We start from the raw sequence: 21,817 nt of genomic DNA on the forward strand, positions 1-21,817 counted from the left end.
CTCAGAGCGGGCGCGCAAGGTGTGGAACATGACCGCGACCTCGCCCCAGGGGCGTACCGAACTGCTGAGGCCGGACGGGAGCCCCGTCCGGGTCCTCGTCGTGGACGACGAACAGTCGATCACCGAGCTGCTTTCCATGGCCCTGCGCTACGAGGGCTGGCAGATCCGCAGCGCCGCGGACGGGATGGGCGCGGTGCAGGCCGCGCGCGAGTTCCGGCCCGACGCCATCGTGCTCGACATGATGCTGCCCGACATGGACGGCCTGTCCGTGCTCGGCCGGCTGCGGCGCGAGCACCAGGACGTGCCGGTGCTGTTCCTGACCGCGAAGGACGCCGTCGAGGACCGGATCGCCGGGCTCACGGCCGGCGGCGACGACTATGTGACCAAGCCGTTCAGCCTGGAAGAGGTCGTCGCCCGGCTGCGCGGGCTCATCCGCCGCTCGGGGGCGACCGACCGGCGCAGCGAGTCCGTGCTCGTCGTGGGTGACCTGACGCTCGACGAGGACAGTCACGAGGTGTCGCGCGGTGGGGACGGCATCCATCTGACCGCCACCGAGTTCGAGCTGCTGCGCTACCTGATGCGCAACCCGCGCCGGGTGCTGAGCAAGGCGCAGATACTGGACCGCGTCTGGAGCTACGACTTCGGCGGCCAGGCCAACGTCGTGGAGCTGTACATCTCCTACCTGCGCCGCAAGATCGACGCCGGGCGCGAGCCGATGATCCACACGCGGCGCGGCGCCGGATATCTCATCAAGCCCGCTGTGCCCGTCGCGTCATGAGCGGTCGGCGGCAGCCGCGCAGCCTGCGCAAGCGGCTCGTCATCACGGCTGTCGCGCTGATCGCCCTGGTGTGCGCGGTCATCGGAACGGTGACCACCATCGCGCTGCACACCTATCTGTACGACCAGCTCGACAAGCAGGTGCGCGGCGCCTCCGTCCTGTCCACGGGCGGTCCCGGCCCGGACCGGCAGGCGCAGGACCTGAGCTTTCTCGGCGGTCCGAGCAGGCCGGGCACCATCGGCGCCCTCGTCGCGTCCGACGGACGCGTCACCGAGGCCGCGAAGAGCGTCGCCGACCGGGACACCCCGATAGTCCCGCTGACGGATGCGCAGATCAGCGCGCTGGAGAGTGTGCCGCAGGACGGGCAGGCGCACAGCGTCGGCGTGCCCGGGCTCGGCGACTACCGGATCTCCTCGAAGCCGGGTGGCAACACCATGGTCGGCCTGCCGGAGACCGAGGTGCAGGACACCCTCAACACCCTCGTCGTCGTCGAGGTCAGTGTCACCGCCGCCGGTCTCGTCGCCGCGTCCCTCGCCGGCGCGGCCATGGTCGGCGTGGCCCTGCGTCCCCTGCGCCGTGTCGCGTCCACCGCGACCCGTGTCTCCGAACTCCCCCTGCACAGCGGTGAAGTGGCCCTCCACGAACGGGTCCCCGACACCGAGGCCGACCCGCGCACCGAGGTCGGCCAGGTCGGCGCCGCTCTCAACCGCATGCTCGACCATGTGAACGGAGCGCTGGAGGCGCGCCAGCAGAGCGAGACGCGCGTGCGCCAGTTCGTCGCGGACGCCAGCCATGAGCTGCGTACGCCTCTCGCCTCGATCCGCGGGTACGCCGAACTCACCCGGCGCGGCCGTGAGGAGACCGGGCCCGACACCCGGCACGCGCTGGGCCGTATCGAGTCCGAGGCCCACCGCATGACCGGGCTCGTCGAGGACCTGCTGCTGCTCGCGCGGCTCGACTCCGGCCGCCCCCTGTCGTACGAGGCGACCGACCTGTCGCCGCTGGTCGTGGACGCGCTGAGCGACGCCCGCGCGGCCGGCCAGGACCACGCGTGGCGGCTCGAACTGCCCGACGATCCCGCCCTCGTGCTCGCCGACGGGCCGCGCATCCACCAGGTGCTCGTGAACCTCCTGGCCAACGCCCGTACGCACACGCCACCGGGCACGACGGTGACCGCGCGCGTGCACCGGCACGGGCCATGGGTCTGCCTGGACATCCAGGACAACGGCCCCGGCATCCCGCCCGAGCTGCTCCCGCACGTCTTCGAACGGTTCGCGCGCGGCGACACCTCCCGCTCCCGGGCCCACGGTTCGACCGGTCTCGGCCTCGCCATCGTGCAGGCGGTCGCGGCCGCGCACGGCGGCGCCGTGACCGTCGACAGCGTGCCAGGCCGGACCGTGTTCACCGTCCATCTGCCGGCGTGTGCCGAACCCGTCACGTACTCACAGGCGGGCCACAGTCTCACCACACCGGTCTGACAGGGCAGTTGGCGAATGTCGGTGTCATGCGAACCGACTCTTCTCCGGGCACCGACCCCTCCCTGGGGGTGCTGCCGGCGCGGGAGCACCTCCCGGCCGGCGCGGGCGATGCACCGGTTCTGGACGTAGTGATCCCGGTCTACAACGAGGAGCGGGACCTCGGTCCCTGCGTGCGCAGGCTGCACCGGCACCTCGTCGGGACCTTCCCCTACCGCTTCCGCATCACGATCGCGGACAACGCCTCCACGGACGCGACCCCGGACGTCGCCGCCGCCCTGGCGGCCGCGCTCCCCGAGGTGCACAACGCCCGCCTGGAGCAGAAGGGCCGCGGGCGCGCCCTGCGCACCGTCTGGTCCGCGTCCGACGCGCCCGTCCTCGCCTACATGGACGTCGACCTGTCCACCGACCTCAACGCCCTGCTCCCGCTGGTCGCGCCGCTCATCTCGGGCCACTCGGACCTGGCGATCGGCTCGCGCCTCGCGCGCAGTTCACGTGTCGTGCGCGGGCCGAAGCGCGAGTTCATCTCCCGTGCCTACAACCTGATCCTGCGCGGCTCCCTCCAGGCGCGCTTCTCCGACGCCCAGTGCGGCTTCAAGGCGATCCGGCGCGATGTGGCACGGGTCCTGCTGCCGCTCGTCGAGGACAGCGGCTGGTTCTTCGACACCGAGATGCTCGTCCTGGCCGAGCGGGCCGGGCTGCGTATCCACGAGGTGCCGGTCGACTGGGTCGACGATCCGGACTCGACGGTGCACATCGTGAAGACGGCCACCGACGACCTCAAGGGCGTGTGGCGCGTGGGCCGGGCGCTCGCGGTCGGCGCGCTCCCCCTGGACCGGCTCGCCCGCCCCTTCGGCGACGACCCGCGCGACCGCCAGGTACCGGGAGTGCCCAGGGGCCTGGCCCGCCAGCTGGTCGGCTTCTGCGTCGTCGGCGTCCTGTCGACCCTCGTCTATCTGCTGCTCTACTCCGGATTCCGTACGTTCACGGGGTCGCAGGTCGCCAACGCGCTGGCCCTGCTCGTGTCGGCCGTCGCCAACACGGCCGCCAACCGGCGGCTCACCTTCGGAGTCCGCGGCCGTGACCGGGCCGTCCGCCACCAGGCGCAGGGCCTCGTCGTGTTCGCGATCGGGCTCGCCCTGACCAGCGGCTCGCTCGCGGCGCTCGGCGCCGCCTCCGCGGACCCGGCGCACTCCACGGAACTCGCGGTGCTCGTCGCCGCCAACCTCGCGGCGACGGTGCTGCGCTTCCTGCTCTTCCGGGCCTGGGTGTTCCCCGAGCCGCCCGCCCCCGCGCCGCTGCCCGTACCCGGTGCGCCGGACGCCTCCCGACCCACGTACGACCACGAACTGAGGACCGGACGATGACCCAGCCCCACCTCCCCGCCGACGCACCCGCGCTGCCACCGCCCCCGGCCGCCGCACCGGCCGTCCAGGGCCTGGGCCACGGCCGCCCGAAGCAGCCCCCGCTCGCCCGGGTCTGGCGCGGCCGGTCCGAGGACCCGCGCTGGGCGCGCCCCGCGTTCCTCGGCCTGCTGCTCGTCGTGGCGCTCGCCTACCTGTGGAACCTGAGCGCCTCCGGCTACGCCAACTCCTTCTACTCCGCGGCCGTGCAGGCCGGGAGCCAGAGCTGGAAGGCGATGTTCTTCGGGTCGCTCGACTCGGCCAACGCCATCACCGTCGACAAGCCCCCGGCGTCGCTCTGGCCGATGGCGCTCTCGGTGCGGATCTTCGGCCTCAGCTCCTGGGCGATCCTCGTCCCGCAGGTGCTGATGGGCGTGGCGACGGCGGGCGTCCTGTACGCGGCCGTGCGGCGCCGGTTCAGCGCGGCGGCCGGGCTGCTCACCGTGGCGGCGTTCGCGCTCACGCCCGTCGCCGCCCTGATGTTCCGCTTCAACAACCCGGACGCCCTGCTGGCGCTCCTGATGACCGTCACGGTCTACTGCGTCCTGCGCGGCATGGAGAACGGCCGGACGAAGTGGCTGGTGTGGGCGGGCGTCGCCGTCGGCCTCGCGTTCCTCGCGAAGACCCTCCAGGCGTTCCTGATCCTGCCGCCGCTGGCCGTCCTGTACGCGGTGTTCGCGCCGGGCAGGCCGCTCAAGCGGATCGGACAGCTGCTGCTGTCCGGGCTCGCGATGGTCGTCGCGGGCGGCTGGTGGGTCGCGGTCGTGGAGCTGTGGCCCGCGTCCTCGCGCCCGTACATCGGCGGCTCCCAGAACAACTCGTTCCTCGAGCTGACCTTCGGCTACAACGGGCTCGGCCGGATCAACGGCGAGGAGACCGGCAGCGTCGGCGGCGGCGGTCGCGGCATGGGCGGCGGCAGCCAGTGGGGCGAGACCGGCATCGACCGGATGTTCAACTCCGAGATCGGCAGCCAGATCTCCTGGCTCCTGCCGGCCGCGCTGCTGCTCCTCGTCGCCGGTGTCGTGGTCACCCGGAAGGCGCGCCGCACCGACACGGCACGCGCCGCGTTCCTCGCGTGGGGCGGATCGCTGGTGATGACCATGGTCGTCTTCAGCTTCATGGCCGGGATCTTCCACCAGTACTACACGGTGGCCCTCGCCCCCTATGCCGCCGCGCTCGTCGGCATGGGCGCGAGCGTGCTGTGGGAGGAGCGGGCCAGGTTCACGGCGTCCGCCGCGCTCGGTGTCACGGCGGCGGTGACGGCCGTGTGGTCGTACGTCCTGCTGAACCGGACGCCCGACTACGTGCCGTGGCTGCGCTGGGTGATCCTCGTCGGCGGCGTCGCGGCGGGCCTCGGCATCGCCGTCGCGGGCCGGCTGAACCGTCGGCTGGCGCTCGGTACAGCCGGGGTGGGCCTGGTGGCCGCGTTGGCCGGACCGACCGCGTACACCATCAGCACGCTCGACACCGGACACAGCGGCTCGATCGTGACGGCCGGTCCCGCGGGGGCGAGCATGATGGGCGGCCGGGGCGGCTTCCCCGGTGGCCCCGGCGGCGAAGGCGGCATGCGCGGCGGCGGAATGCAGCCGCCCGGCCAGGGCCGGCAGAACAGCCAGGGTCAGCCGGGCCAGCTGCCCGGCCAGGGCGGGCAGGGCCGGCAGGGTGGCGGCACGGGCATGCCCCCGACCGGCGGCATGCCCGGCCAGGGCAATGGCCAGGGTCAGAACCAGGGCACGGGCAACGGCAAGCAGCAGGGCGGCATCGGCACGATGCCCGGCGGCGCCGGCACGGGCGAACGCGGCGGCCCGGGCGGCATGGGCGGCGGGATGGGCGGGCTCCTCAACGGCGCGCAGGTCAGCGCCAAGGCCAAGGTCCTCGTCGAGAAGAACGCGGACGACTACACCTGGGCCGCCGCGGCCGTCGGCTCGCAGAACGCGGCCAGCTACCAGCTCTCCACCGGCAAGCCCGTCATGGCGATCGGCGGCTTCAACGGAAGCGACCCGTCCCCGACGCTCGCCCAGTTCAAGAGCTACGTCGAGGACGGGAAGATCCACTACTTCATCGGTGGCGGCATGGGCGGGATGGGCGGCGGCAGCGGTTCCGCCTCCAAGATCCAGTCCTGGGTCGAGAAGAACTACACGAAGGTCACCGTGGGCAGCGCGACCTTCTACGACCTGACGCAGCCGAAGTAGGTCCTGGTCCTGCCCTAACTCCTGTTCAGCGACAGATCGGCGACAACCGGGCGGTGGTCCGAGGCGAGAGTCTCGGCCACCGCCGCGTCGCGTACCCGGACGCCCTCGCCCACCGCGACGTAGTCGATCCGCTTGACCGGATCCGCCGCCGGGAAGGTGTACGCCCCCGGGTCGGCCGGTGCCAGCTCCTTCCACAGCGGGGCGAGTTCGGGGGCGCCCGGCTCCGCGTTGAAGTCGCCGAGCAGGATCTGGCGGTCCCCCGGCGACGTACGTTCCCCGGCCATGATCCGACGGGTGTCGGCGACCTGCGCGGCCCGTACCGACGGGTCGGGCCGGTAGTCGAGGTGCGTCACGAAGACCTGGACCGGCACCCCGCGCACCTTCAGCTCGACCTCCCCGAAGCCGGGGGCGGGCGCCGGGACCGGGTTCGGGTCCTGCGTCGACAGGCGGGTGATCTCGTGGTTCACGGCGCCGCGGACCGGATACCGGGACAGGATCGCCACCCCGTACTCGCGGCGCGGCCCTCCCTCCTCGACCGGGTCGAGGCTGTAGATCGGCGCGAACGACACATGCATCCCGAGCCGGTCCGCCAGCTCTTGGGCGAGGTCCCGGTTCTGGCTGCGCGCGCCCCAGTGGACGTCGACCTCCTGGAGTCCGATGACGTCGGCGTGCAGGGCACGCAGCGCCGCCTCCTGGCGGTCGAGATCGAAGACGTTGTCCATGCCGGAACCGGCGTGGATGTTGTAGGTGGCGATGCGCAGCGGGACGGGTGGTGGTCCCCCGGCGGCCTGCGCCTGCGGCGCGGCGGCGAGTCCCCCCAACAGCGCGGCGGCGAGCAGAACTTGCGGTGTGCGGCGGTGCTTGGACATCCGACCCCTCACTCGTCAGGTTTCCGGCGGGAGAACGCTAGCGGGTGTCCGGCGCCGAAAAAGTGACTTGGCCGCCGCACGGAGACGGCTATACGGTGTACAGCGACACTCGACGTACACCGTACAGGGGGATCTGGACATGACGGCGACCACCGCCGAGAACTCAACGGCCGCCACCGGCGGCGGCCATCCGCAGCGCTGGCTGATCCTCGGCGTCATCTGCCTCGCCCAGCTCACCGTGCTGCTCGACAACACCGTCCTGAACGTGGCGATCCCCTCCCTGACCCGGGAGCTGGACGCCTCGACCTCCGACATCCAGTGGATGATCAACGCGTACTCGCTGGTCCAGTCGGGTCTCCTGCTCACCGCGGGCAGCTCGGCCGACCGCTACGGACGCAAGAAGATGCTCGCGGCCGGGCTCGTCCTGTTCGGCGCCGGATCGCTGGTCGCCGGCCTCGCCCAGTCCACCGGGCAGTTGATCGCGGCGCGCGCCGGGATGGGTGTCGGCGGCGCGCTCCTGATGACGACCACGCTCGCCGTCGTCGTGCAGATCTTCGACGACACGGAGCGCGTGAGGGCGATCGGCCTGTGGGCCACCGTGAACTCCCTCGGCTTCGCCGCGGGCCCGCTCCTCGGCGGCGTCATGCTCGACCACTTCTGGTGGGGCGCGATCTTCCTGATCAACATCCCGGTCGCGGTCATCGGCCTGATCGCGGTCCTCGCACTCGTCCCCGAGTCCAAGAACCCGCTCGGCGACCGGCCCGACCTGGTCGGCGCGCTCCTGTCCACGGTCGGCATGACGGGCGTGGTCTACGCGATCATCTCGGGCCCGCAGCACGGCTGGACGTCGGCACACGTCGGCTTCTCCGCGCTGGTCGGCCTCGTGGTCCTGGCCGCGTTCGTGGTGTGGGAGCTGCGGATCCCGTACCCGATGCTGGACATGCACTTCTTCCGCAACCAGCGGTTCACCGGGGCTGTCGCGGGCGCGATCCTGGTCGCCTTCGGCATGGGCGGCTCGCTCTTCCTGCTGACCCAGCACCTCCAGTTCGTGCTCGGCTACGGGGCCCTGGAGGCCGGTCTGCGCACGGCGCCCATGGCCCTGACGGTCGTCGTCCTCAACCTCACCGGCGTCGGCGCCCGCATCCTGCCGAGGCTCGGCACCCCCGCGACCATCGCCACCGGCATGTCGTGCCTCGCGGCCGGCCTCGCCGCGATCGCCCTGCTCGGCGGGGACTCGTACGGGGGCATGCTGCTCGGCCTCGTCGTGATGGGCGCGGGCATCTCGGTGGCCATGCCCGCCATGGCGAACGCCATCATGAGCGCGATCCCGCCGGAGAAGGCGGGCGTCGGCGCCGGAGTCAACGGCACGCTCGCCGAGTTCGGCAACGGTCTCGGTGTGGCCGTCCTCGGCGCCGTGCTGAACTCCCGGTTCGCCGCGCTCGTATCCGTCTCCGCGGCCTCGCTCCCGGCGGCGCTCGCCGCGGCGAAGTCGGGGGCGGAGCGGGAGCGGATCGCCGACGCGTTCTCCTCGGGCCTGGAGACCAGCCAGCTGGTCGGCGCGGTCGCCGTGCTCGTGGGTGGCCTCCTCGCCGCGGCGTTGCTCAGGAGGGCGGAGCGGGCAGGCTCAGCGGTGAAGGCCACGGCCTAGCTGCACATAGCATCGGTGGTGGCGGACCGGGCCAGTCCGGTCCGCTGCCGGAACCGGGCCGGTACGAGGACTTTGGGAAGGTGCGCCATGGCGAAGGCAGCCGACCGTGCGGGGCGTCCGGCGCGGACGAGCGTCTGGCTGGAGGGCAAGACGCCGCGTACCCGCAGGAGCGAGGCGCCCAGCACTCTCGACCGGGAGCGGATCACCGCGGCCACCGTGAAACTCCTCGACGCCGAGGGCCTCGCCAAGTTCTCGATGCGGCGCCTCGCGGCCGAGCTCGGCGTGACCGCGATGTCTGTCTACTGGTACGTCGACACCAAGGACGACCTCCTGGAGCTGGCCCTCGACCGCGTCTTCGGCGAGATGGAACTGCCCGAGCCCGCGGCGCCGGGGGGCGACTGGCGCGCCCCGCTGAGGCAGCTCGCCGGGGTGTACCGCGCGAGCCTGGTGCGCCACCCCTGGACCTCCCCGCTCACGGGCCACTTCCTCAACATCGGCCCGCACTCGCTGGCGTTCTCGCGCCAGGTGCAGCGCATCATCGAGGACACCGGCCTCGACCTGCAGGGCCAGCGGGGCGCGATCGCCGCCGTCTTCCAGTTCGTGTACGGGTACGGGACCATCGAGGGCCACTTCGTACAGCGCTGCGCGGACGCCGGGATGACCCAGGACGAGTACTACCACCACGCGATGGGCGCATTCGGTGAACTGGCCCCGGAGATGGCCGAGGACTACGAGAACGCGCGGGCGCTGATGGCGGGCACCGAGGGCCACAAGGTGGAGGACATCCGCGAGGCCGACTTCCAGGTCGCGCTCGACCTGCTGGTGGCCGGAATCGACACGATGGTCGCCGCCCAGCAGCAGCCCTCGCGCTAGAGCGTGTGTCGGGCCGGGTGCTCAGGCCAAGTGCGCCGGGAAACCGCCGGTCGCCACGGGCCCCCAGCGTTCCGGCGTGATCCGGATGATGGACTTGCCCTGCTTGAGCATCGCCGCGCGATATTCGTCCCAGTCCGGGTGTTCGCCCGAGATGTTGCGGAAGTACTCGACCAGCGGCTCGACCGACTCGGGTGAGTCGATGACCTCCGCGGTGCCGTCGATCTGCACCCACGGGCCGTTCCAGTCGTCGCTCAGGACGACCACGCTCACCCGCGGATTCCGCTTGGCGTTACGGGTCTTGGCGCGTTCGGGATACGTGGAGACGACGATCCGCCCGGAGTCGTCGACCCCGCAGGTCAGGGGGGAGGCCTGCGGGGTTCCGTCGGTCCGGGCGGTCAGCAGGAGCGCGCGGTGGCGGGGGCGGACGAACTCGAGCAACTCGTCGAGGGACACACGGGTGTTGGTCGCGATGCTGGGTGCCATGTCCAGCACCCTACGACGGTCGGCGGCGCCCGCGCTCGAACCCCCGATCACGCCTGGGGCAGCGTGTCCCCCTGTACGGCCTGGATGTCCAGCTCCACCTTCAGCGTCGTGCCGATCGCGGAGATGCCCGCCTGGACGACCTGGTTGTAGTTCATCGCGAAGTCCTCGCGCTTCAGCTCGGTCGTCGCCCGGAACGCCGCCCGGGTGCCGCCCCACGGGTCCGCGCCCGTGCCGAGGTAGCTGAGGTCCAGGTCCACGGGCCGTACGACGCCGTGCAGCGTCAGATCGCCGTGCACCGTCCAGCGGTCGGACCCGGCCGGCTCCAGGCCGGTCGAGCGGAACGTGATCTCCGGAAACGTCTCGACGTCCAGGAAGTCGGGCGTCTTCAGGTGCCCGTCCCGCATGCCGTTGCCCGTGTCGATGGAGGACGCCTTGATGACCGCCTCCACCCGCGACTTCTCCACGTCCTGGGCGATCTCGATCCGGCCGCCGAACTCCGTGAACCGGCCGTGCACGCTCGAGATGCCGAGGTGCTGCGCGACCGCGCCCACCGAGGAGTGCGCCGGGTCGATCGTCCACGGTCCGGGCGGCGGCAGCTCCGCGCCGCCCTGCCGGGTGAGGACCACCGTGCCGACGTCGGCACGGCCGCTCGCCGTCACCATCGCCGTGGACGCCGTCGGCGCGTAACCGACCGCCGTCACGATCACGACGTACGGGCCCGGGGTCAGGGTCACCGCGTCGTGCACGGCCCCCTCGTCGTCGGCCTCGGCCCGCAGCACCTGCGCACCCGTCATGTCGGTCACCGTCACGACGGCGTGCGGCAGAGCCCATCCGTCCCTGGTACGGATCCGCGCGCTCAGTCCCATGCTTCTCCCTTGCGCCGAATACCGGCGCCGCTCTCGCGGACGTGGTCGCCCGCCGCTGGGCCCTCGATCGATGGCTGAGGACCCTTGGTCGATGGCCCGTAAACGGGCCGGACCCCGGTCCGGTGGCGGCCGGCCGTCCCCTGCCGTAGTGCCGCCACCGGTTCCGGGGTCCTTTTCCCACTACCGGGCGGGGGCGCGTCTCCGCTCGAAGCGCGCCCCTGCCCGGGGTCGTCACTCGCCGGGGTGGGCGAGCGTGATGTCGTGGCCCTCGGCGCCGCCGCCGTTGACCGTCAGACCGGTGGCCACCGGCGGGTAGCCGGTCGCGATGACCGTGTACTCGCCGCTGTCCAGGTCGGTGAAGGCGTACGCCCCGTCGTGACCGGTCGTCGCCGTGGCGACCACGTTGCCCGCCGCGTCGACGAGCGTGACCCGCGCGTCGTTCAGCGGACCGCCCGCGGCCCGGATCACACCGGCGACCTGCGCACCGGAGTGCAGCCCGATCTCGACCCGGGTGACCCCGGTGCCGCCGACCTCGACGGGCAGCGCGAGCGGACGGTGTCCTGCCGCGGTGACCGCCACGGTCACCGCACCCGGGACCAGCTCGGCGAACGTGAACTCGCCCTGCTCGCCGGAGATTCCGGTGGCGAGGACGTCACCGCGGACGTCGGTCACGATGACCATGGCGCCGGAGACCGGCAGCTTGCTGTCCACGGACTTCACGACGCCGCTCAGACCGCTGGTGCCGCTGAGCAGGATGTCGTACGCGACCGGCTCCTCGCCGACGACGACCGTGGACGCCTGCGGCTGGTAGCCGTCGGCCGAGGCGATCAGGACGTACGAACCCGCGCCGGGGGCGTCGATGCCGTAGGCGCCGTCGCCCTGGGAGACCGCGCGGCCCAGCTGGCGTCCGCCGAGCGAGATCAGCGTGACCGCGGCCCGCGGGACCGGGGCGCTCTCGGAGCCGCGGACGAAGCCGCGGACCGGGGTGCCGCCACCGGTGGACGCCGCCGCCGGGACGCTGCCCGCCGTCGTGGCGACCGCCTGCAGACGCTGGGTCGCGCCGTCCGAGGCCGGCTCGGAGACCGCGGCGGCCATGGCCGGAACGAGCTCCGGCGCCTCGGGAGCGCCGGCACCCGCAGCCGCGGCGACGAGCGCCTCGGCCTCGGCCTCGGCGGCCGGAGCCGCCTGGGAGTTCGACGTACGCAGCGGAATCTCCTTGATGAACAGCGTGGCGATGAGCGCGAGCAGCGCGATCGGAGCGGCGATCAGGAACACGTCCGCGATGCCGTGCCCGTACGAGCTCTCCATGATCGTGCGCAGCGGCGCGGGGAGCTTGTCCAGGTCCGGGATGGCGCCGCCGCCGGTGCCGCCGTGGCCCAGGGCAGCGCCCTTGGGGCCGAGGTCGGCGAGGCCGTCCTTGACGTAGTGCGTGATGCGCGTGGACATGATCGAACCGAGCGCCGAGACACCCATCGCACCACCGAGGGAGCGGAAGAAGGTGACCGTGGAGCTGGCCGAACCGATGTCCTGCGGAGCGACCTGGTTCTGGGTGCAGAGCACGAGGTTCTGCATCATCATGCCGATGCCGAGACCCATGAGCGCCATGAAGATCGCGACGCGCCAGTACGGGGTGTCGTAGCGGATCGTGCCGAGCAGTCCGAGGCCCGCCGTGATGAGCACGCCACCGGAGACCAGCCACGCCTTCCACTTGCCGGTCTTGGTGATGACCTGGCCCGCGACGGTCGACGAGATGAACAGGCCGCCGATCATCGGGATCGTCATGACACCGGACATCGTCGGCGACTTGCCGCGCGCCAGCTGGAAGTACTGCGAGAAGAACACGGTGCCCGTGAACATCGCGACACCCACGAAGAGCGAGGCGATCGAGGCGAGCGTGATGGTGCGGTTGCGGAAGAGCCGCAGCGGGATGATCGGCTCCGCGGCCCTGGTCTCCACGAAGATGAAGATCAGCGCGAGGACGAAGGCGCCGCCCACCATCGCGCCGGTCTGCCAGGACAGCCAGTCGTACTTGTCGTCGGCGAAGGTCACCCACAGGAGCAGGGTGCAGACCGCGGCGGTGATGAAGAAGGCACCGGCCCAGTCGACCTTCACGTTGTCCCGCTTGACCACGGGGAGCTTCAGCGTCTTCTGCAGAACGATGAGCGCGATGATCGCGAACGGCACACCGACGTAGAAGCACCAGCGCCAGCCGAGCCACGAGGTGTCGGTGATGACACCACCGAGCAGCGGGCCGCCGACGGTGGCGACGGCGAAGGTCGCACCGAGGTAGCCGGAGTAACGGCCCCGCTCACGCGGGGAGATCATCGCGGCCATGACGATCTGCGCGAGGGCGGACAGACCGCCGACGCCCATGCCCTGCACCACACGGCAGGCGATCAGCATGCTGGGGCTCTGCGAGAGCCCCGCCACGACCGAGCCGCCCACGTAGACGATCAGGGCTATCTGGACGAGCGCCTTCTTGCTGAAGATGTCGGCGAGCTTGCCCCACAGGGGCGTCGTCGCGGTCATCGCGAGCAGCGAGGCGGTGACGACCCAGGTGTAGGCGGACTGGCCGCCGCCCAGGTCGCCGACGATCTCGGGAAGCGCGTTGGTGACGATCGTCGACGACAGGATCGCGACGAACATGCCGAGCAGCAGCCCGGACAGCGCCTCCATGATCTGCTTGTGTGTCATCGGAGCGCCGCTGCCGGGGGCTGCGCCTCCATGCTTGGCGTGGCTGCCCCGCACACCTGCCGGTGTGGTTGTTGCCATGGGGTTCCTTTACTTACGCGGGTGTACGGGTGGTCTCTTCGTCTTCGGTGGCGTCCGGAAGCGCCTGCGCGAGCCCCGGTGTGTACCGGCAGTCTCCGAAGCTGTCGCGGAGCCGGCTCATCATCGCGATCAGCTGCCCGACCTCGTCGTCGGACCAGTCGCTCAACCGGTAGGCGAGCAGTTCGGTCGACCGCTCGGAGAGCAGCTCGATCTGCTTCATGCCCTGATCGGTGAGGCTGAGGATGCGGGAGCGCTTGTCGGCGGGGTCGGGTGACCGGTCGATCCAGCCGCGGTCGGCGACGTGCGCCACGTGTCGGCTGGTGACGGACATGTCTACGGCGAGCAGTTCCGCCAGGCGGCTCATCCGCATCTGGCCGTAGTGGCCGAGAAGCATGAGGACCGCGGCCGAACCGGCCGGACAGTCGTGCGGCAGGGACCGCTGCAGGTCCCGTTTGACGGCACCGAAGGCACTGAACTGTCGGGCGAGCTCTTCGTACTGACTCTGCTCCGCCACAGCACCTCCTACGTTCGTTGCTTAGGGCAACCATAGAGACAGTTGGTTGCCGCAGGCAAACGAAAAGGGGTGTTCGAGCCTAAAAACCAAGTAAAGGGGAGGGGTTGCACATGTAAAGTCGCAGCTCAGCATAGGTATGGCATTGCCCGCACGTATTCGCTAGGGTCCTTCCCCATGGCACACAACCCCCAGGGCCCGACCCCCGAAGGCAACTACGACCCCGCGGGGAGCACCCAGATGTTCCGCGCCTTCGTCGACGAACCGGCCTCGCAGTCGCGCCAGCAGGCCGCCCCGGCGAAGTCGGGACCCGGCGCGGGTCTGATCATCGGCATCGTGCTCGCCGTCGTCATCGTGGCGGGCGTGGCCTGGCTGGCCCTCAAGTAGGTGGCCGCGGCTCTCGCAGGAGAGCCGCCCACTTTCCTCCACCGGGGAGCCGCTCGCTTCCCTCTGCGGGTGAGCCGCTCACTTTTCTCCGTGGGGGAGCCGCTCGCTTCCGTGCGGAGGGAGCCGCTCGCTTCCCTCTGTGGGTGAGCCGCTCGCTTTTCTCCATGGGTGAGCCGCTCGCTTCCCTCCGCCGGAGAGCCGCTCACTCCTCTCCGCGGGAGAGTCGCTCACCTCACTTTGCCGGTGAGCTGCTCGCCCCACTTCACCCCAGAGCCGCTCACTTCCACGTGACGGAGACGTCTCGCGTCTCCACGTGCATGCCGAGCGGCACCCGCCAGGCGTCGACACACACCGTCCAGGTCTTCTTCTTGCGCTTCCCCGCGTCGATCGGCACGGGGAGGTCCTGGGTGGACTCGACGGTGGACCAGTCGATGCCGAGGGCGCCGATGATGTGCGTCCCGAACGTCACCGTGCCCGAACGCACCGCGGTCCCACCGGTGTTGACCATGTCCAGGGTCACGTCCTCGCACCACCGCTTGTCCGCGGCCTTGCGCTCGGGGTCCCCGACCTTCAGGACGGCCGGCCCGCTCGGAGTGCCGGTGCCGGGGGCGGACGGCGTGCTCGCCGCCCCGCCGCCGGAGCCGCTGCCGCCGGAGCCACCGCCACCGGACCCGCCCGCGTCGGCGGACGGTTGCCCGGACCCTTCGGGTCCCGACACCTCGGGCGCCCCGGAGCCACCGCCCGCAGGCGCCTGCGCGCCGGACCCGGTGTCGCCGTCCCCCGAACTGCCTCCGCCGCCGGGGGACTTGTCGCCGCCGTCTTCGCCGCTGCCCGTCCCGGACCGAGGCGGGCCCGGCGGATCCGAGGCGGCCCCGTCCAGCGGCACCAGCTCCACGTCACCGGTCGGCGCCACCGTGCGTCCCGGCGTCCTGTCGGGTGTGGCACCGGCCGCGCCGACCGCCACATAGCCGTCCCCGCCGTCGGAACTCCCGCACGCCGCAAGGAGACCGCCCAGGCAGACCACGGCCGCCGTCGCGCCCGTCAGGGCGCCTCGGTGGCCGCGTATCGATCCTCGTCGCATCGCGCCAGTGTGTCTGACGGTCCGTCAATTCGGAACCCCGTCAACGGCGCCGGCACCGCGTGCGGTGCCTCAGTCGGCGATCAGACCTTCCCTGAGCTGCGACAGGGTCCGCGTGAGCAGGCGCGACACATGCATCTGCGAGATGCCGACCTCCTCGCCGATCTGCGACTGCGTCATGTTCGCGAAGAAGCGCAGCATGATGATGCGGCGTTCACGCGGCGGAAGCTTGGCGAGCAGCGGCTTGAGCGACTCGCGGTACTCCACGCCCTCCAGGGCCGTGTCCTCGTAGCCGAGACGGTCCGCGAGCGAGCCCTCGCCGCCGTCGTCCTCGGGCGCCGGGGAGTCGAGGGAGGAGGCGGTGTAGGCGTTGCCCACCGCGAGCCCGTCGACCACGTCGTCCTCGGAGACGCCGAGCACCGCGGCCAGCTCGGGCACGGTCGGCGAGCGGTCCAGCTTCTGGGCCAGCTCGTCGCTCGCCTTGGTCAGCGCGAGCCGCAGCTCCTGGAGGCGGCGCGGCACCCGCACCGACCAGGACGTGTCGCGGAAGAAGCGCTTGATCTCGCCGACGACGGTCGGCATCGCGAACGTCGGGAATTCCACGCCGCGTTCGCAGTCGAAGCGGTCGATCGCCTTGATCAGGCCGATCGTGCCGACCTGGACGATGTCCTCCATCGGTTCGTTGCGGCTGCGAAAGCGCGCCGCCGCGTACCGGACCAGCGGGAGGTTCAGCTCGATGAGGGTGTCCCGCACGTAGGCACGCTCGGGGCTGTTCTCGTCGAGTGCGGCGAGCCGCAGGAAGAGGGAGCGGGACAGGGTGCGGGTGTCGATGGCTTCGGAAGCCCCGGATACAGGCGAGCTGTGAAGCACGTCGGGCGCGGACGCGCTCTTGCTGAGCGTGAGCACCTTCGAGCTGCCCTGGTCTGCGGACATGCCACCCCCTTGAGGTCGCGGACGGACGCGGCGGGCGCTCCCGTCTGGAAGGAACGCAGCCTCCACCTGAATACCGGAGGCGGAGCTGCGGCAAACGCGGTTCCAGCAGAATGTCACATGTCGGCAACACGCTGTAGTGACATGTCGACATGGATGGGGTGAATCGGTGCAGGAAAAGGGGGGTGTGGCGGGGAACTGACGTATTTCGGCGGGGAAGTGCCGGGAAAGGCACTCCACCCGTTCCGGTTACGCTTCGATCCTGTTTGCGGACCTGAGCCGCGCGAAGCTTCTGGCCAGCAGCCTTGAGACATGCATCTGGGAAACGCCCAATTCCGCGCTGATCTGCGACTGGGTCAGATTGCTGTAATAGCGCAGCAGCAGGATCCGCTGTTCACGCTCGGGCAGCTGAACGAGCAGATGCCGCACGAGATCGCGGTGTTCGACGCCGTCGAGCTCCGGGTCCTCGTAGCCGAGCCGGTCGAGCAGGCCGGGCATCCCGTCGCCCTCCTGGGCCGCCTCCAGCGAGGTCGCGTGGTACGAGCGCCCGGCCTCGATGCATGCCAGGACCTCGTCCTCGGCGATGCGCAGGCGCTCGGCGATCTCCGCGGTGGTGGGGGTGCGCCCGAACGCCGTGGTGAGGTCCTCGGTCGCGCCGGTCACCTGCACCCACAACTCGTGGAGCCGGCGCGGTACGTGGACCGTGCGCACGTTGTCGCGGAAGTAGCGCTTGATCTCGCCGACGACGGTCGGCATCGCGAACGTCGGGAACTGCACGCCCCGCTCGGGGTCGAAGCGGTCGATCGCGTTGATGAGCCCGATCGTGCCGACCTGGACGACGTCCTCCATCGGCTCGTTGCGGCTGCGGAAGCGGGCCGCCGCGTACCGCACGAGCGGGAGGTTGGCCTCGATGAGGGCGGCGCGCACCCTGGTGTGCTCGGAAGTCCCCGGCAGCAGGTCTTTGAGCTGGGCGAAGAGGACCTGGGTGAGCGCGCGGGTGTCGGCGCCCCGGCTCTTCGCGGGCGGTGCTTGAGGCGCTGTACTGGCCGGCACGGTCAACGCCACCTCTGTCTCCGTCAGCTCGTCCGTCAACTCATCCGTCAAAAGCGGTCATAGCATCACAAGACAGGTGCACTGTGTGCAAGCACCGCATAAGTACGTGTTGAAGGGCAAGTTGGGGCATACAACACAGAAAGGCCCTTCACCGTTCCTGGTGAAGGGCCGCTTTGCCGTGCGATTCGCTCAGAACTCGTAGTCCGCGATCACCCACGTGGCGAACTCGCGCCACTGGGCGACGCCCGCCTGGTGCGCCGGGTGCTCGATGTACCGCTTGAGCGCATCGGTGTCCTCGACCGCCGAGTTGATGGCGAAGTCGTACGCGATGGGGCGGTCGGTGATGTTCCAGTCGCACTCCCAGAACGTCAGCTCCGGGATCTGTCCGCCGAGTGCGCGGAAGGCCTTGACGCCCTCGACGACGCGAGGCTCGTCGCGCTCGACGCCCTCGTTGAGCTTGAAGAGGACCAGATGGCGGATCACGGGCACTCCTTGCAGACGCTTACGAGATGGCTCAGTTCCCGCCGCCGTTGACGACCCAGGTCATGAAGTCGCCGATGCTCTGAGCAGCGGTCGAGACGCCCTCGAAGCCTATCTGGACGTAGTCCGCGGCCTTGGCCGGGTCCGTGATGATCACGTAGAGAACGAACACGACGACGACGAAGAGACCTATTTTTTTCGTCTGCACCACGCTCTGGCCTCCCCGTGCCCGTGTCCCGTGTGACCCCTGTTGCCGGGCGTGAGTGTATCCCGGTCGTCTGTTCAGCCGGTTATCCGGTTTTTCCCGCCAACGGCCCGGCGGGCGGGGCGTTTTGCCCGATCGGTCTGCGTGCGGCTGGACATGGCCGGACATGCAGAACGCCCCTCTTCCCCGGTGACCCGGGGAAGAGGGGCGTTGTCAGCGGTAGCGGAGGGATTTGAACCCTCGGTGAGTTTCCCCACACTCGCTTTCGAGGCGAGCTCCTTCGGCCGCTCGGACACGCTACCGAGAGAGATCCTAGCCCAAGTTGGGCCGTGGTCTGAAATCCGTATCCGGGAAGCCCGTCACAGGCCCCTCCACGGGGCCTTCCGGCGCCCCGGTCAGCGGTCCCGGAAGAAGGACGTGAGCTGCTGCGCGCACTCGTCCGCGAGCACGCCCTCGATCACTTCGGGGCGGTGGTTGAGGCGCCGGTCGCGGACGACGTCCCACAGGGACCCGGCCGCCCCGGCCTTCTCGTCGCGCGCCCCGTAGACGACCCGGTCGACCCGGGACTGCACGAGGGCGCCCGCGCACATCGTGCACGGCTCCAGGGTCACGACGAGCGTGCACCCCGTGAGCCGCCACTCGCCGAGCGCCGCGGCCGCCCGCCGGATCGCGAGCACCTCCGCGTGCGCGGTCGGGTCCCCGGCCGCCTCGCGCTCGTTGTGCCCCGAGGCGAGCACGGACGTGCCGTCCGGGGCGAGCACGACGGCCCCCACGGGCACGTCACCGCCCTCGGCGGCGAGCCGCGCCTCCCGGACGGCGAGGCGCATGGCCTGCCGCCAGGGGTCGCGTACGGGGTCCGGTGCCTGTTCTGCGGTGCTCACGGGCGGAATCTAGCCGACCGTGGCAGGCACCGGCATCGTCGTGGAGAAATGGACAGATGATGGACGGGAAGGACCTATCGGACCGTTTCGAGGACCTCCGCCGCTCCCAGGACCTCGGCGATCTCGCTGAGGGCGTCGTTGGTGTCGAGGGCGAGGAGCTCCTTCTCGGAGACTCCGAGGTCGGCGAGGATCAGCCGGTCCCCGATCGGGCCCGGGGGCACGGCCTCGGCGGCGGCGCCCGCCGCGTCGTCGTCCCCGGCCTCGTCCTCGTCGGCCGGGTCGGGCTCGCCGTCCTCGGTCCCGTCGAGATCCAGGGCGTCCAGCTCGTCCTGGTCGGGATCCTTGCCGAGCAGTTCGTCGGTGAGCAGGATCTCGCCGTACGAACTCCGGGCGGCCGCTGCCGCGTCGGAGACGTAGATACGAGGATCCTCCTCGCCGTCCACACGGACGACGCCGAACCAGGCGTCCTCCTGTTCGATGAAGACGAGCACTGTGTCGTCCTCGGCACCGCCGGCCGAGGCTTCACGGGCCAGGTCGGTCAGATCCGACAGGGCCTCCACGTCGTCGAGCTCTGTATCGCTCGCTTCCCACCCGTCTTCGGTGCGCGCGAGCAGTGCGGCGAAGTACACCGTGACTCTCCCACTGGTCTCAGGTGTGCCGGTTGGAGTTCCCCCCGGCGGACTCGGAAGGCGGGGTGTGCAGTTCCGAGCCCCGCCCAATCGGAATCGTGGCAGAAACCATCGCTTCAGGAGAGGTCTTCCGCCCGCTGTGTTCGCGCGGCGTCACCAGCGGAAGGTGCGCATGCGCATCTGCTGCCGCATTCGGGCCGCCCTGGCACGGCGTGGGCGGACCCGGTCGCGCAGCTCGCGTGCCTCCCTGAGTTCCCGCAGGAACTGGGCACGGCGCCGCAGACGCTCGTCCTCGGTCCCCTCCCGCTCCGGGTCCTGTCCCCGGTCGTGCTGTCCCTGATCCGGCATAGGCACATCCCCCAGTCCGCGATTTCCACGTTCCCTCCGATGGCGGGTTTGATGCCAGCACGGGTGCGGTCCGGACCCGGTTACTGTTGAGGACATGCGGATCCACGTCGTCGACCACCCGCTGGTGGCGCACAAACTCACCACGCTGCGCGACAAGCGCACCGACTCCCCGACCTTCCGGCGCCTCGCCGACGAGCTGGTCACCCTGCTCGCGTACGAGGCCACCAGGGACGTGCGCACCGAGCAGGTCGACATCGAGACCCCGGTCTCGGGCACGACCGGCGTGAAGCTCTCCTACCCGCGGCCCCTGGTCGTGCCGATCCTGCGGGCCGGTCTCGGCATGCTCGACGGCATGGTGCGGCTGCTGCCGACCGCCGAGGTGGGCTTCCTCGGCATGGTGCGCGACGAGGAGACGCTCCAGGCGTCCACGTACGCGACGCGCATGCCCGACGACCTGTCCGGGCGCCAGGTCTACGTCCTCGACCCGATGCTGGCCACCGGCGGCACGCTCGTCGCGGCGATCCAGGAGCTGATCAAGCGCGGCGCGGACGACGTGACGGCCGTGGTGCTGCTCGCCGCCCCCGAGGGCGTGGAGATCATGGAGCGCGAGCTCGCCGGCACGCCGGTGACGGTCGTGACGGCCTCGGTCGACGAGCGGCTCAACGAGAACGGGTACATCGTCCCGGGCCTCGGCGACGCGGGCGACCGGATGTACGGGGCGGCCGAGTAGCCACCCCGTACGGGACCCCCTCACGGGATCCCGGTCGTCCGGTTCAGCAGTCCGTTTCAGCAGGTCGGTTCATCAGTTCAGCAGTGCTTCTTCGACGTGGCGGGCGTCGGTGAGGGCTTGGCCAGCGCGGCCAGGGCCTTGTCGGCGTCCGCCTTCGTCGTGAGCTGCTTGAACGCGGTGCCGATGATCAGGTCGACCTCGGTCGGCGCGGCGCGGGTGTCGGTCTTCAGCTCGGCGCCGGAGAGCTGGGTGCCGAGGACCGGCAGCGCGGCATCGGTGGCGCCCTTGGCGCCGAGCAGCAGCCCGGGGCCCTTGACCTTCTTGTCGTACGCCTTCGTCGCGTTGCCCACGTCGCCGATGGTGAAGCCACGTTTCTTCAGTTCGTCAGCCGTCTGTTTGGCGAGGCCGCTGCGGGGCGTGGCGTTGAAGACGTTGACCGTGACCTGGCCGGGCTTCGGCAGGATCTTCGGGCTCCCGGAGGGCGATGCGGAGGTCTTCGTCCGGCAGTCGCCGGTGGCGCCCGCGGCCGAGGCCCTGTCACCGCCGCCGGTGAAGACGTCGATCAGCTGCAGGGTGCCCCAGCCGATCAGGCCGACCGCCACGAAGGAGGCGACGACGGCGAGCACGATCCTGCTGCGCCCGCGGCTCCGGCGCATACGCGGATATTTGTCTCCCGTGATGCGGTACTTGCCGCCCATGCCGGGGGGAGTGAGCATGCTCATGGGCGCAGCGTAGTGCGCCCCGGCAGTGATTCCTACTAAATGATCATTGGCCGGTGCCAGGGACTACCCGAAAGGGTCAACGAGGGCCTGTGGCCCGCCGCTCAGCCCAGCTCCAGGACGCGGGCGTGCAGCACCTGGCGCTGCTGGAGCGCGGCGCGCACGGCGCGGTGCAGGCCGTCCTCGAGGTAGAGATCGCCCTGCCACTTCACGACGTGCGCGAAGAGGTCGCCGTAGAACGTCGAGTCCTCGGCGAGGAGCGTCTCGAGGTCGAGCTGGCCCTTGGTCGTCACGAGCTGATCGAGGCGGACCGGGCGCGGCGCGACGTCCGCCCACTGCCGGGTGCTTTCCCGGCCGTGGTCGGGGTACGGCCGGCCGTTTCCGATGCGCTTGAAGATCACACGGAAAGCCTACCGGGCCCGGCTCTCCGGGCGCAGCCATGGAGACGGAGTGCGAGGCTGGGAAATGATGTCCTAAACAGGGACAAACCGGGAACACTCAATCCGG

Annotated in this window: 23 protein-coding genes and 1 tRNA gene; 8 read left to right on the forward strand and 16 right to left on the reverse strand. The window is 70.8% G+C overall.

Annotated features, from left to right (window positions below):
- Positions 1–28: 28 nt before the first annotated feature.
- From ACFC96_RS17065 to ACFC96_RS17080, 4 genes are read left to right on the forward strand one after another with little or no spacing between them, the layout of a single operon-like run.
- On the forward strand, positions 29–778 hold the full coding sequence (locus ACFC96_RS17065) for a response regulator transcription factor (protein ID WP_376255200.1): 750 nt from the start codon (positions 29–31) through the stop codon (positions 776–778).
- Positions 775–2,256 carry a sensor histidine kinase gene (locus ACFC96_RS17070; RefSeq protein WP_376255198.1) on the forward strand — a complete coding sequence of 494 codons (1,482 nt, stop codon included), beginning with the start codon at positions 775–777 and terminating at the stop codon, positions 2,254–2,256. Before ACFC96_RS17065 ends, ACFC96_RS17070 begins: the two co-directional genes overlap by 4 nt.
- Positions 2,257–2,282: 26 nt before the next feature.
- Complete coding sequence (locus tag ACFC96_RS17075) at positions 2,283–3,620, forward strand: glycosyltransferase (protein WP_376255196.1); 1,338 nt, start codon at positions 2,283–2,285, stop codon at positions 3,618–3,620.
- Positions 3,617–5,848 (forward strand): ArnT family glycosyltransferase, encoded by a 2,232-nt coding sequence (locus tag ACFC96_RS17080; RefSeq protein ID WP_376612936.1) that lies wholly within the window; start codon positions 3,617–3,619, stop codon positions 5,846–5,848. The genes ACFC96_RS17075 and ACFC96_RS17080 overlap by 4 nt, the downstream gene beginning before the upstream one ends.
- Before the next feature lie 14 nt (positions 5,849–5,862).
- Here ACFC96_RS17080 and ACFC96_RS17085 read toward each other — a convergent pair whose 3' ends face one another.
- Positions 5,863–6,717: an endonuclease/exonuclease/phosphatase family protein gene (locus tag ACFC96_RS17085; RefSeq protein ID WP_376612938.1), complete on the reverse strand. Its 855-nt coding sequence runs from the start codon at positions 6,715–6,717 to the stop codon at positions 5,863–5,865.
- Between the two features lie 139 nt (positions 6,718–6,856).
- On the opposite strand from ACFC96_RS17085, the gene ACFC96_RS17090 reads away from it, so the two are divergent.
- Positions 6,857–8,365 (forward strand): MFS transporter, encoded by a 1,509-nt coding sequence (locus tag ACFC96_RS17090; RefSeq protein WP_376255190.1) that lies wholly within the window; start codon positions 6,857–6,859, stop codon positions 8,363–8,365.
- A gap of 87 nt (positions 8,366–8,452) precedes the next feature.
- Positions 8,453–9,238: a TetR/AcrR family transcriptional regulator gene (locus ACFC96_RS17095; RefSeq protein ID WP_376612939.1), complete on the forward strand. Its 786-nt coding sequence runs from the start codon at positions 8,453–8,455 to the stop codon at positions 9,236–9,238.
- Positions 9,239–9,259: 21 nt separating this feature from the next.
- On the opposite strand, the gene ACFC96_RS17100 is transcribed toward ACFC96_RS17095, so the two are convergent.
- From ACFC96_RS17100 to ACFC96_RS17115, 4 genes are all read right to left on the reverse strand, one after another.
- Positions 9,260–9,721, reverse strand: a complete 462-nt coding sequence (locus ACFC96_RS17100; RefSeq protein ID WP_376255186.1) for a PPOX class F420-dependent oxidoreductase — start codon at positions 9,719–9,721, stop codon at positions 9,260–9,262.
- Between the two features lie 47 nt (positions 9,722–9,768).
- Positions 9,769–10,587 carry a YceI family protein gene (locus tag ACFC96_RS17105; RefSeq protein ID WP_376255184.1) on the reverse strand — a complete coding sequence of 273 codons (819 nt, stop codon included), beginning with the start codon at positions 10,585–10,587 and terminating at the stop codon, positions 9,769–9,771.
- Between the two features lie 231 nt (positions 10,588–10,818).
- Entirely contained in the window at positions 10,819–13,359 is a 2,541-nt protein-coding gene (locus tag ACFC96_RS17110; protein ID WP_376612941.1) for an MFS transporter, read from the reverse strand.
- A 13-nt stretch (positions 13,360–13,372) separates the two neighbouring features.
- On the reverse strand, positions 13,373–13,873 hold the full coding sequence (locus ACFC96_RS17115; protein ID WP_376612943.1) for a MarR family winged helix-turn-helix transcriptional regulator: 501 nt from the start codon (positions 13,871–13,873) through the stop codon (positions 13,373–13,375).
- A gap of 174 nt (positions 13,874–14,047) precedes the next feature.
- Here ACFC96_RS17115 and ACFC96_RS17120 point away from each other — a divergent pair, with 174 nt between their 5' ends.
- A complete protein-coding gene (locus ACFC96_RS17120; protein WP_376255178.1) occupies positions 14,048–14,257 on the forward strand; it encodes a hypothetical protein in 210 nt (69 codons plus the stop codon).
- Positions 14,258–14,534: 277 nt separating this feature from the next.
- On the opposite strand, the gene ACFC96_RS17125 is transcribed toward ACFC96_RS17120, so the two are convergent.
- The 9 genes from ACFC96_RS17125 to ACFC96_RS17165 form a co-directional block, all read right to left on the reverse strand.
- Positions 14,535–15,338, reverse strand: coding sequence for a hypothetical protein (locus ACFC96_RS17125; RefSeq protein WP_376612945.1), 804 nt, complete (start codon positions 15,336–15,338; stop codon positions 14,535–14,537).
- A gap of 69 nt (positions 15,339–15,407) precedes the next feature.
- Complete coding sequence (locus ACFC96_RS17130) at positions 15,408–16,268, reverse strand: RNA polymerase sigma factor SigF (protein WP_227295863.1); 861 nt, start codon at positions 16,266–16,268, stop codon at positions 15,408–15,410.
- Positions 16,269–16,514: 246 nt separating this feature from the next.
- Positions 16,515–17,330, reverse strand: coding sequence for an RNA polymerase sigma factor SigF (locus tag ACFC96_RS17135; RefSeq protein WP_376255172.1), 816 nt, complete (start codon positions 17,328–17,330; stop codon positions 16,515–16,517).
- Positions 17,331–17,507: 177 nt separating this feature from the next.
- Positions 17,508–17,801 carry a Dabb family protein gene (locus ACFC96_RS17140; RefSeq protein ID WP_116512179.1) on the reverse strand — a complete coding sequence of 98 codons (294 nt, stop codon included), beginning with the start codon at positions 17,799–17,801 and terminating at the stop codon, positions 17,508–17,510.
- Positions 17,802–17,832: 31 nt separating this feature from the next.
- Entirely contained in the window at positions 17,833–18,009 is a 177-nt protein-coding gene (locus tag ACFC96_RS17145; protein WP_116512180.1) for a hypothetical protein, read from the reverse strand.
- Between the two features lie 211 nt (positions 18,010–18,220).
- Positions 18,221–18,305, reverse strand: a tRNA-Ser gene (locus ACFC96_RS17150).
- Positions 18,306–18,398: 93 nt separating this feature from the next.
- Positions 18,399–18,830, reverse strand: a complete 432-nt coding sequence (gene tadA / locus ACFC96_RS17155; protein ID WP_376613020.1) for a tRNA adenosine(34) deaminase TadA — start codon at positions 18,828–18,830, stop codon at positions 18,399–18,401.
- Positions 18,831–18,958: 128 nt separating this feature from the next.
- Positions 18,959–19,513, reverse strand: a complete 555-nt coding sequence (locus ACFC96_RS17160) for a hypothetical protein (RefSeq protein WP_375985431.1) — start codon at positions 19,511–19,513, stop codon at positions 18,959–18,961.
- 153 nt (positions 19,514–19,666) lie between these two features.
- Complete coding sequence (locus tag ACFC96_RS17165; RefSeq protein WP_266672160.1) at positions 19,667–19,861, reverse strand: hypothetical protein; 195 nt, start codon at positions 19,859–19,861, stop codon at positions 19,667–19,669.
- Positions 19,862–19,955: 94 nt separating this feature from the next.
- On the opposite strand from ACFC96_RS17165, the gene upp reads away from it, so the two are divergent.
- Entirely contained in the window at positions 19,956–20,591 is a 636-nt protein-coding gene (upp, locus tag ACFC96_RS17170) for a uracil phosphoribosyltransferase (protein WP_266672158.1), read from the forward strand.
- A gap of 77 nt (positions 20,592–20,668) precedes the next feature.
- On the opposite strand, the gene ACFC96_RS17175 is transcribed toward upp, so the two are convergent.
- Both ACFC96_RS17175 and ACFC96_RS17180 read right to left on the reverse strand, forming a co-directional pair.
- On the reverse strand, positions 20,669–21,313 hold the full coding sequence (locus tag ACFC96_RS17175) for a LytR C-terminal domain-containing protein (RefSeq protein ID WP_376612947.1): 645 nt from the start codon (positions 21,311–21,313) through the stop codon (positions 20,669–20,671).
- A 101-nt stretch (positions 21,314–21,414) separates the two neighbouring features.
- Entirely contained in the window at positions 21,415–21,711 is a 297-nt protein-coding gene (locus ACFC96_RS17180; protein WP_003955420.1) for a type II toxin-antitoxin system VapB family antitoxin, read from the reverse strand.
- Positions 21,712–21,817 lie beyond the last annotated feature (106 nt).

Source organism: Streptomyces sp. NPDC055955 (assembly GCF_042270245.1).
GTDB lineage: Bacteria > Actinomycetota > Actinomycetes > Streptomycetales > Streptomycetaceae > Streptomyces.

Excerpts from the sequence above, each read along its gene's own strand:
- ACFC96_RS17065 (WP_376255200.1), top strand. The coding sequence starts at position 29 with ATGACCGCGACCTCGCCCCAGGGGCGTACCGAACTGCTGAGGCCGGAC.
- ACFC96_RS17070 (WP_376255198.1), top strand. The coding sequence starts at position 775 with ATGAGCGGTCGGCGGCAGCCGCGCAGCCTGCGCAAGCGGCTCGTCATC.
- ACFC96_RS17075 (WP_376255196.1), top strand. The coding sequence starts at position 2,283 with ATGCGAACCGACTCTTCTCCGGGCACCGACCCCTCCCTGGGGGTGCTG.
- ACFC96_RS17080 (WP_376612936.1), top strand. The coding sequence starts at position 3,617 with ATGACCCAGCCCCACCTCCCCGCCGACGCACCCGCGCTGCCACCGCCC.
- ACFC96_RS17085 (WP_376612938.1), bottom strand. The coding sequence starts at position 6,717 with ATGTCCAAGCACCGCCGCACACCGCAAGTTCTGCTCGCCGCCGCGCTG.
- ACFC96_RS17090 (WP_376255190.1), top strand. The coding sequence starts at position 6,857 with ATGACGGCGACCACCGCCGAGAACTCAACGGCCGCCACCGGCGGCGGC.
- ACFC96_RS17095 (WP_376612939.1), top strand. The coding sequence starts at position 8,453 with ATGGCGAAGGCAGCCGACCGTGCGGGGCGTCCGGCGCGGACGAGCGTC.
- ACFC96_RS17100 (WP_376255186.1), bottom strand. The coding sequence starts at position 9,721 with ATGGCACCCAGCATCGCGACCAACACCCGTGTGTCCCTCGACGAGTTG.
- ACFC96_RS17105 (WP_376255184.1), bottom strand. The coding sequence starts at position 10,587 with ATGGGACTGAGCGCGCGGATCCGTACCAGGGACGGATGGGCTCTGCCG.
- ACFC96_RS17110 (WP_376612941.1), bottom strand. The coding sequence starts at position 13,359 with ATGGCAACAACCACACCGGCAGGTGTGCGGGGCAGCCACGCCAAGCAT.
- ACFC96_RS17120 (WP_376255178.1), top strand. The coding sequence starts at position 14,048 with ATGGCACACAACCCCCAGGGCCCGACCCCCGAAGGCAACTACGACCCC.
- ACFC96_RS17125 (WP_376612945.1), bottom strand. The coding sequence starts at position 15,338 with ATGCGACGAGGATCGATACGCGGCCACCGAGGCGCCCTGACGGGCGCG.
- ACFC96_RS17130 (WP_227295863.1), bottom strand. The coding sequence starts at position 16,268 with ATGTCCGCAGACCAGGGCAGCTCGAAGGTGCTCACGCTCAGCAAGAGC.
- tadA (WP_376613020.1), bottom strand. The coding sequence starts at position 18,830 with ATGCGCCTCGCCGTCCGGGAGGCGCGGCTCGCCGCCGAGGGCGGTGAC.
- ACFC96_RS17165 (WP_266672160.1), bottom strand. The coding sequence starts at position 19,861 with ATGCCGGATCAGGGACAGCACGACCGGGGACAGGACCCGGAGCGGGAG.
- upp (WP_266672158.1), top strand. The coding sequence starts at position 19,956 with ATGCGGATCCACGTCGTCGACCACCCGCTGGTGGCGCACAAACTCACC.
- ACFC96_RS17175 (WP_376612947.1), bottom strand. The coding sequence starts at position 21,313 with ATGAGCATGCTCACTCCCCCCGGCATGGGCGGCAAGTACCGCATCACG.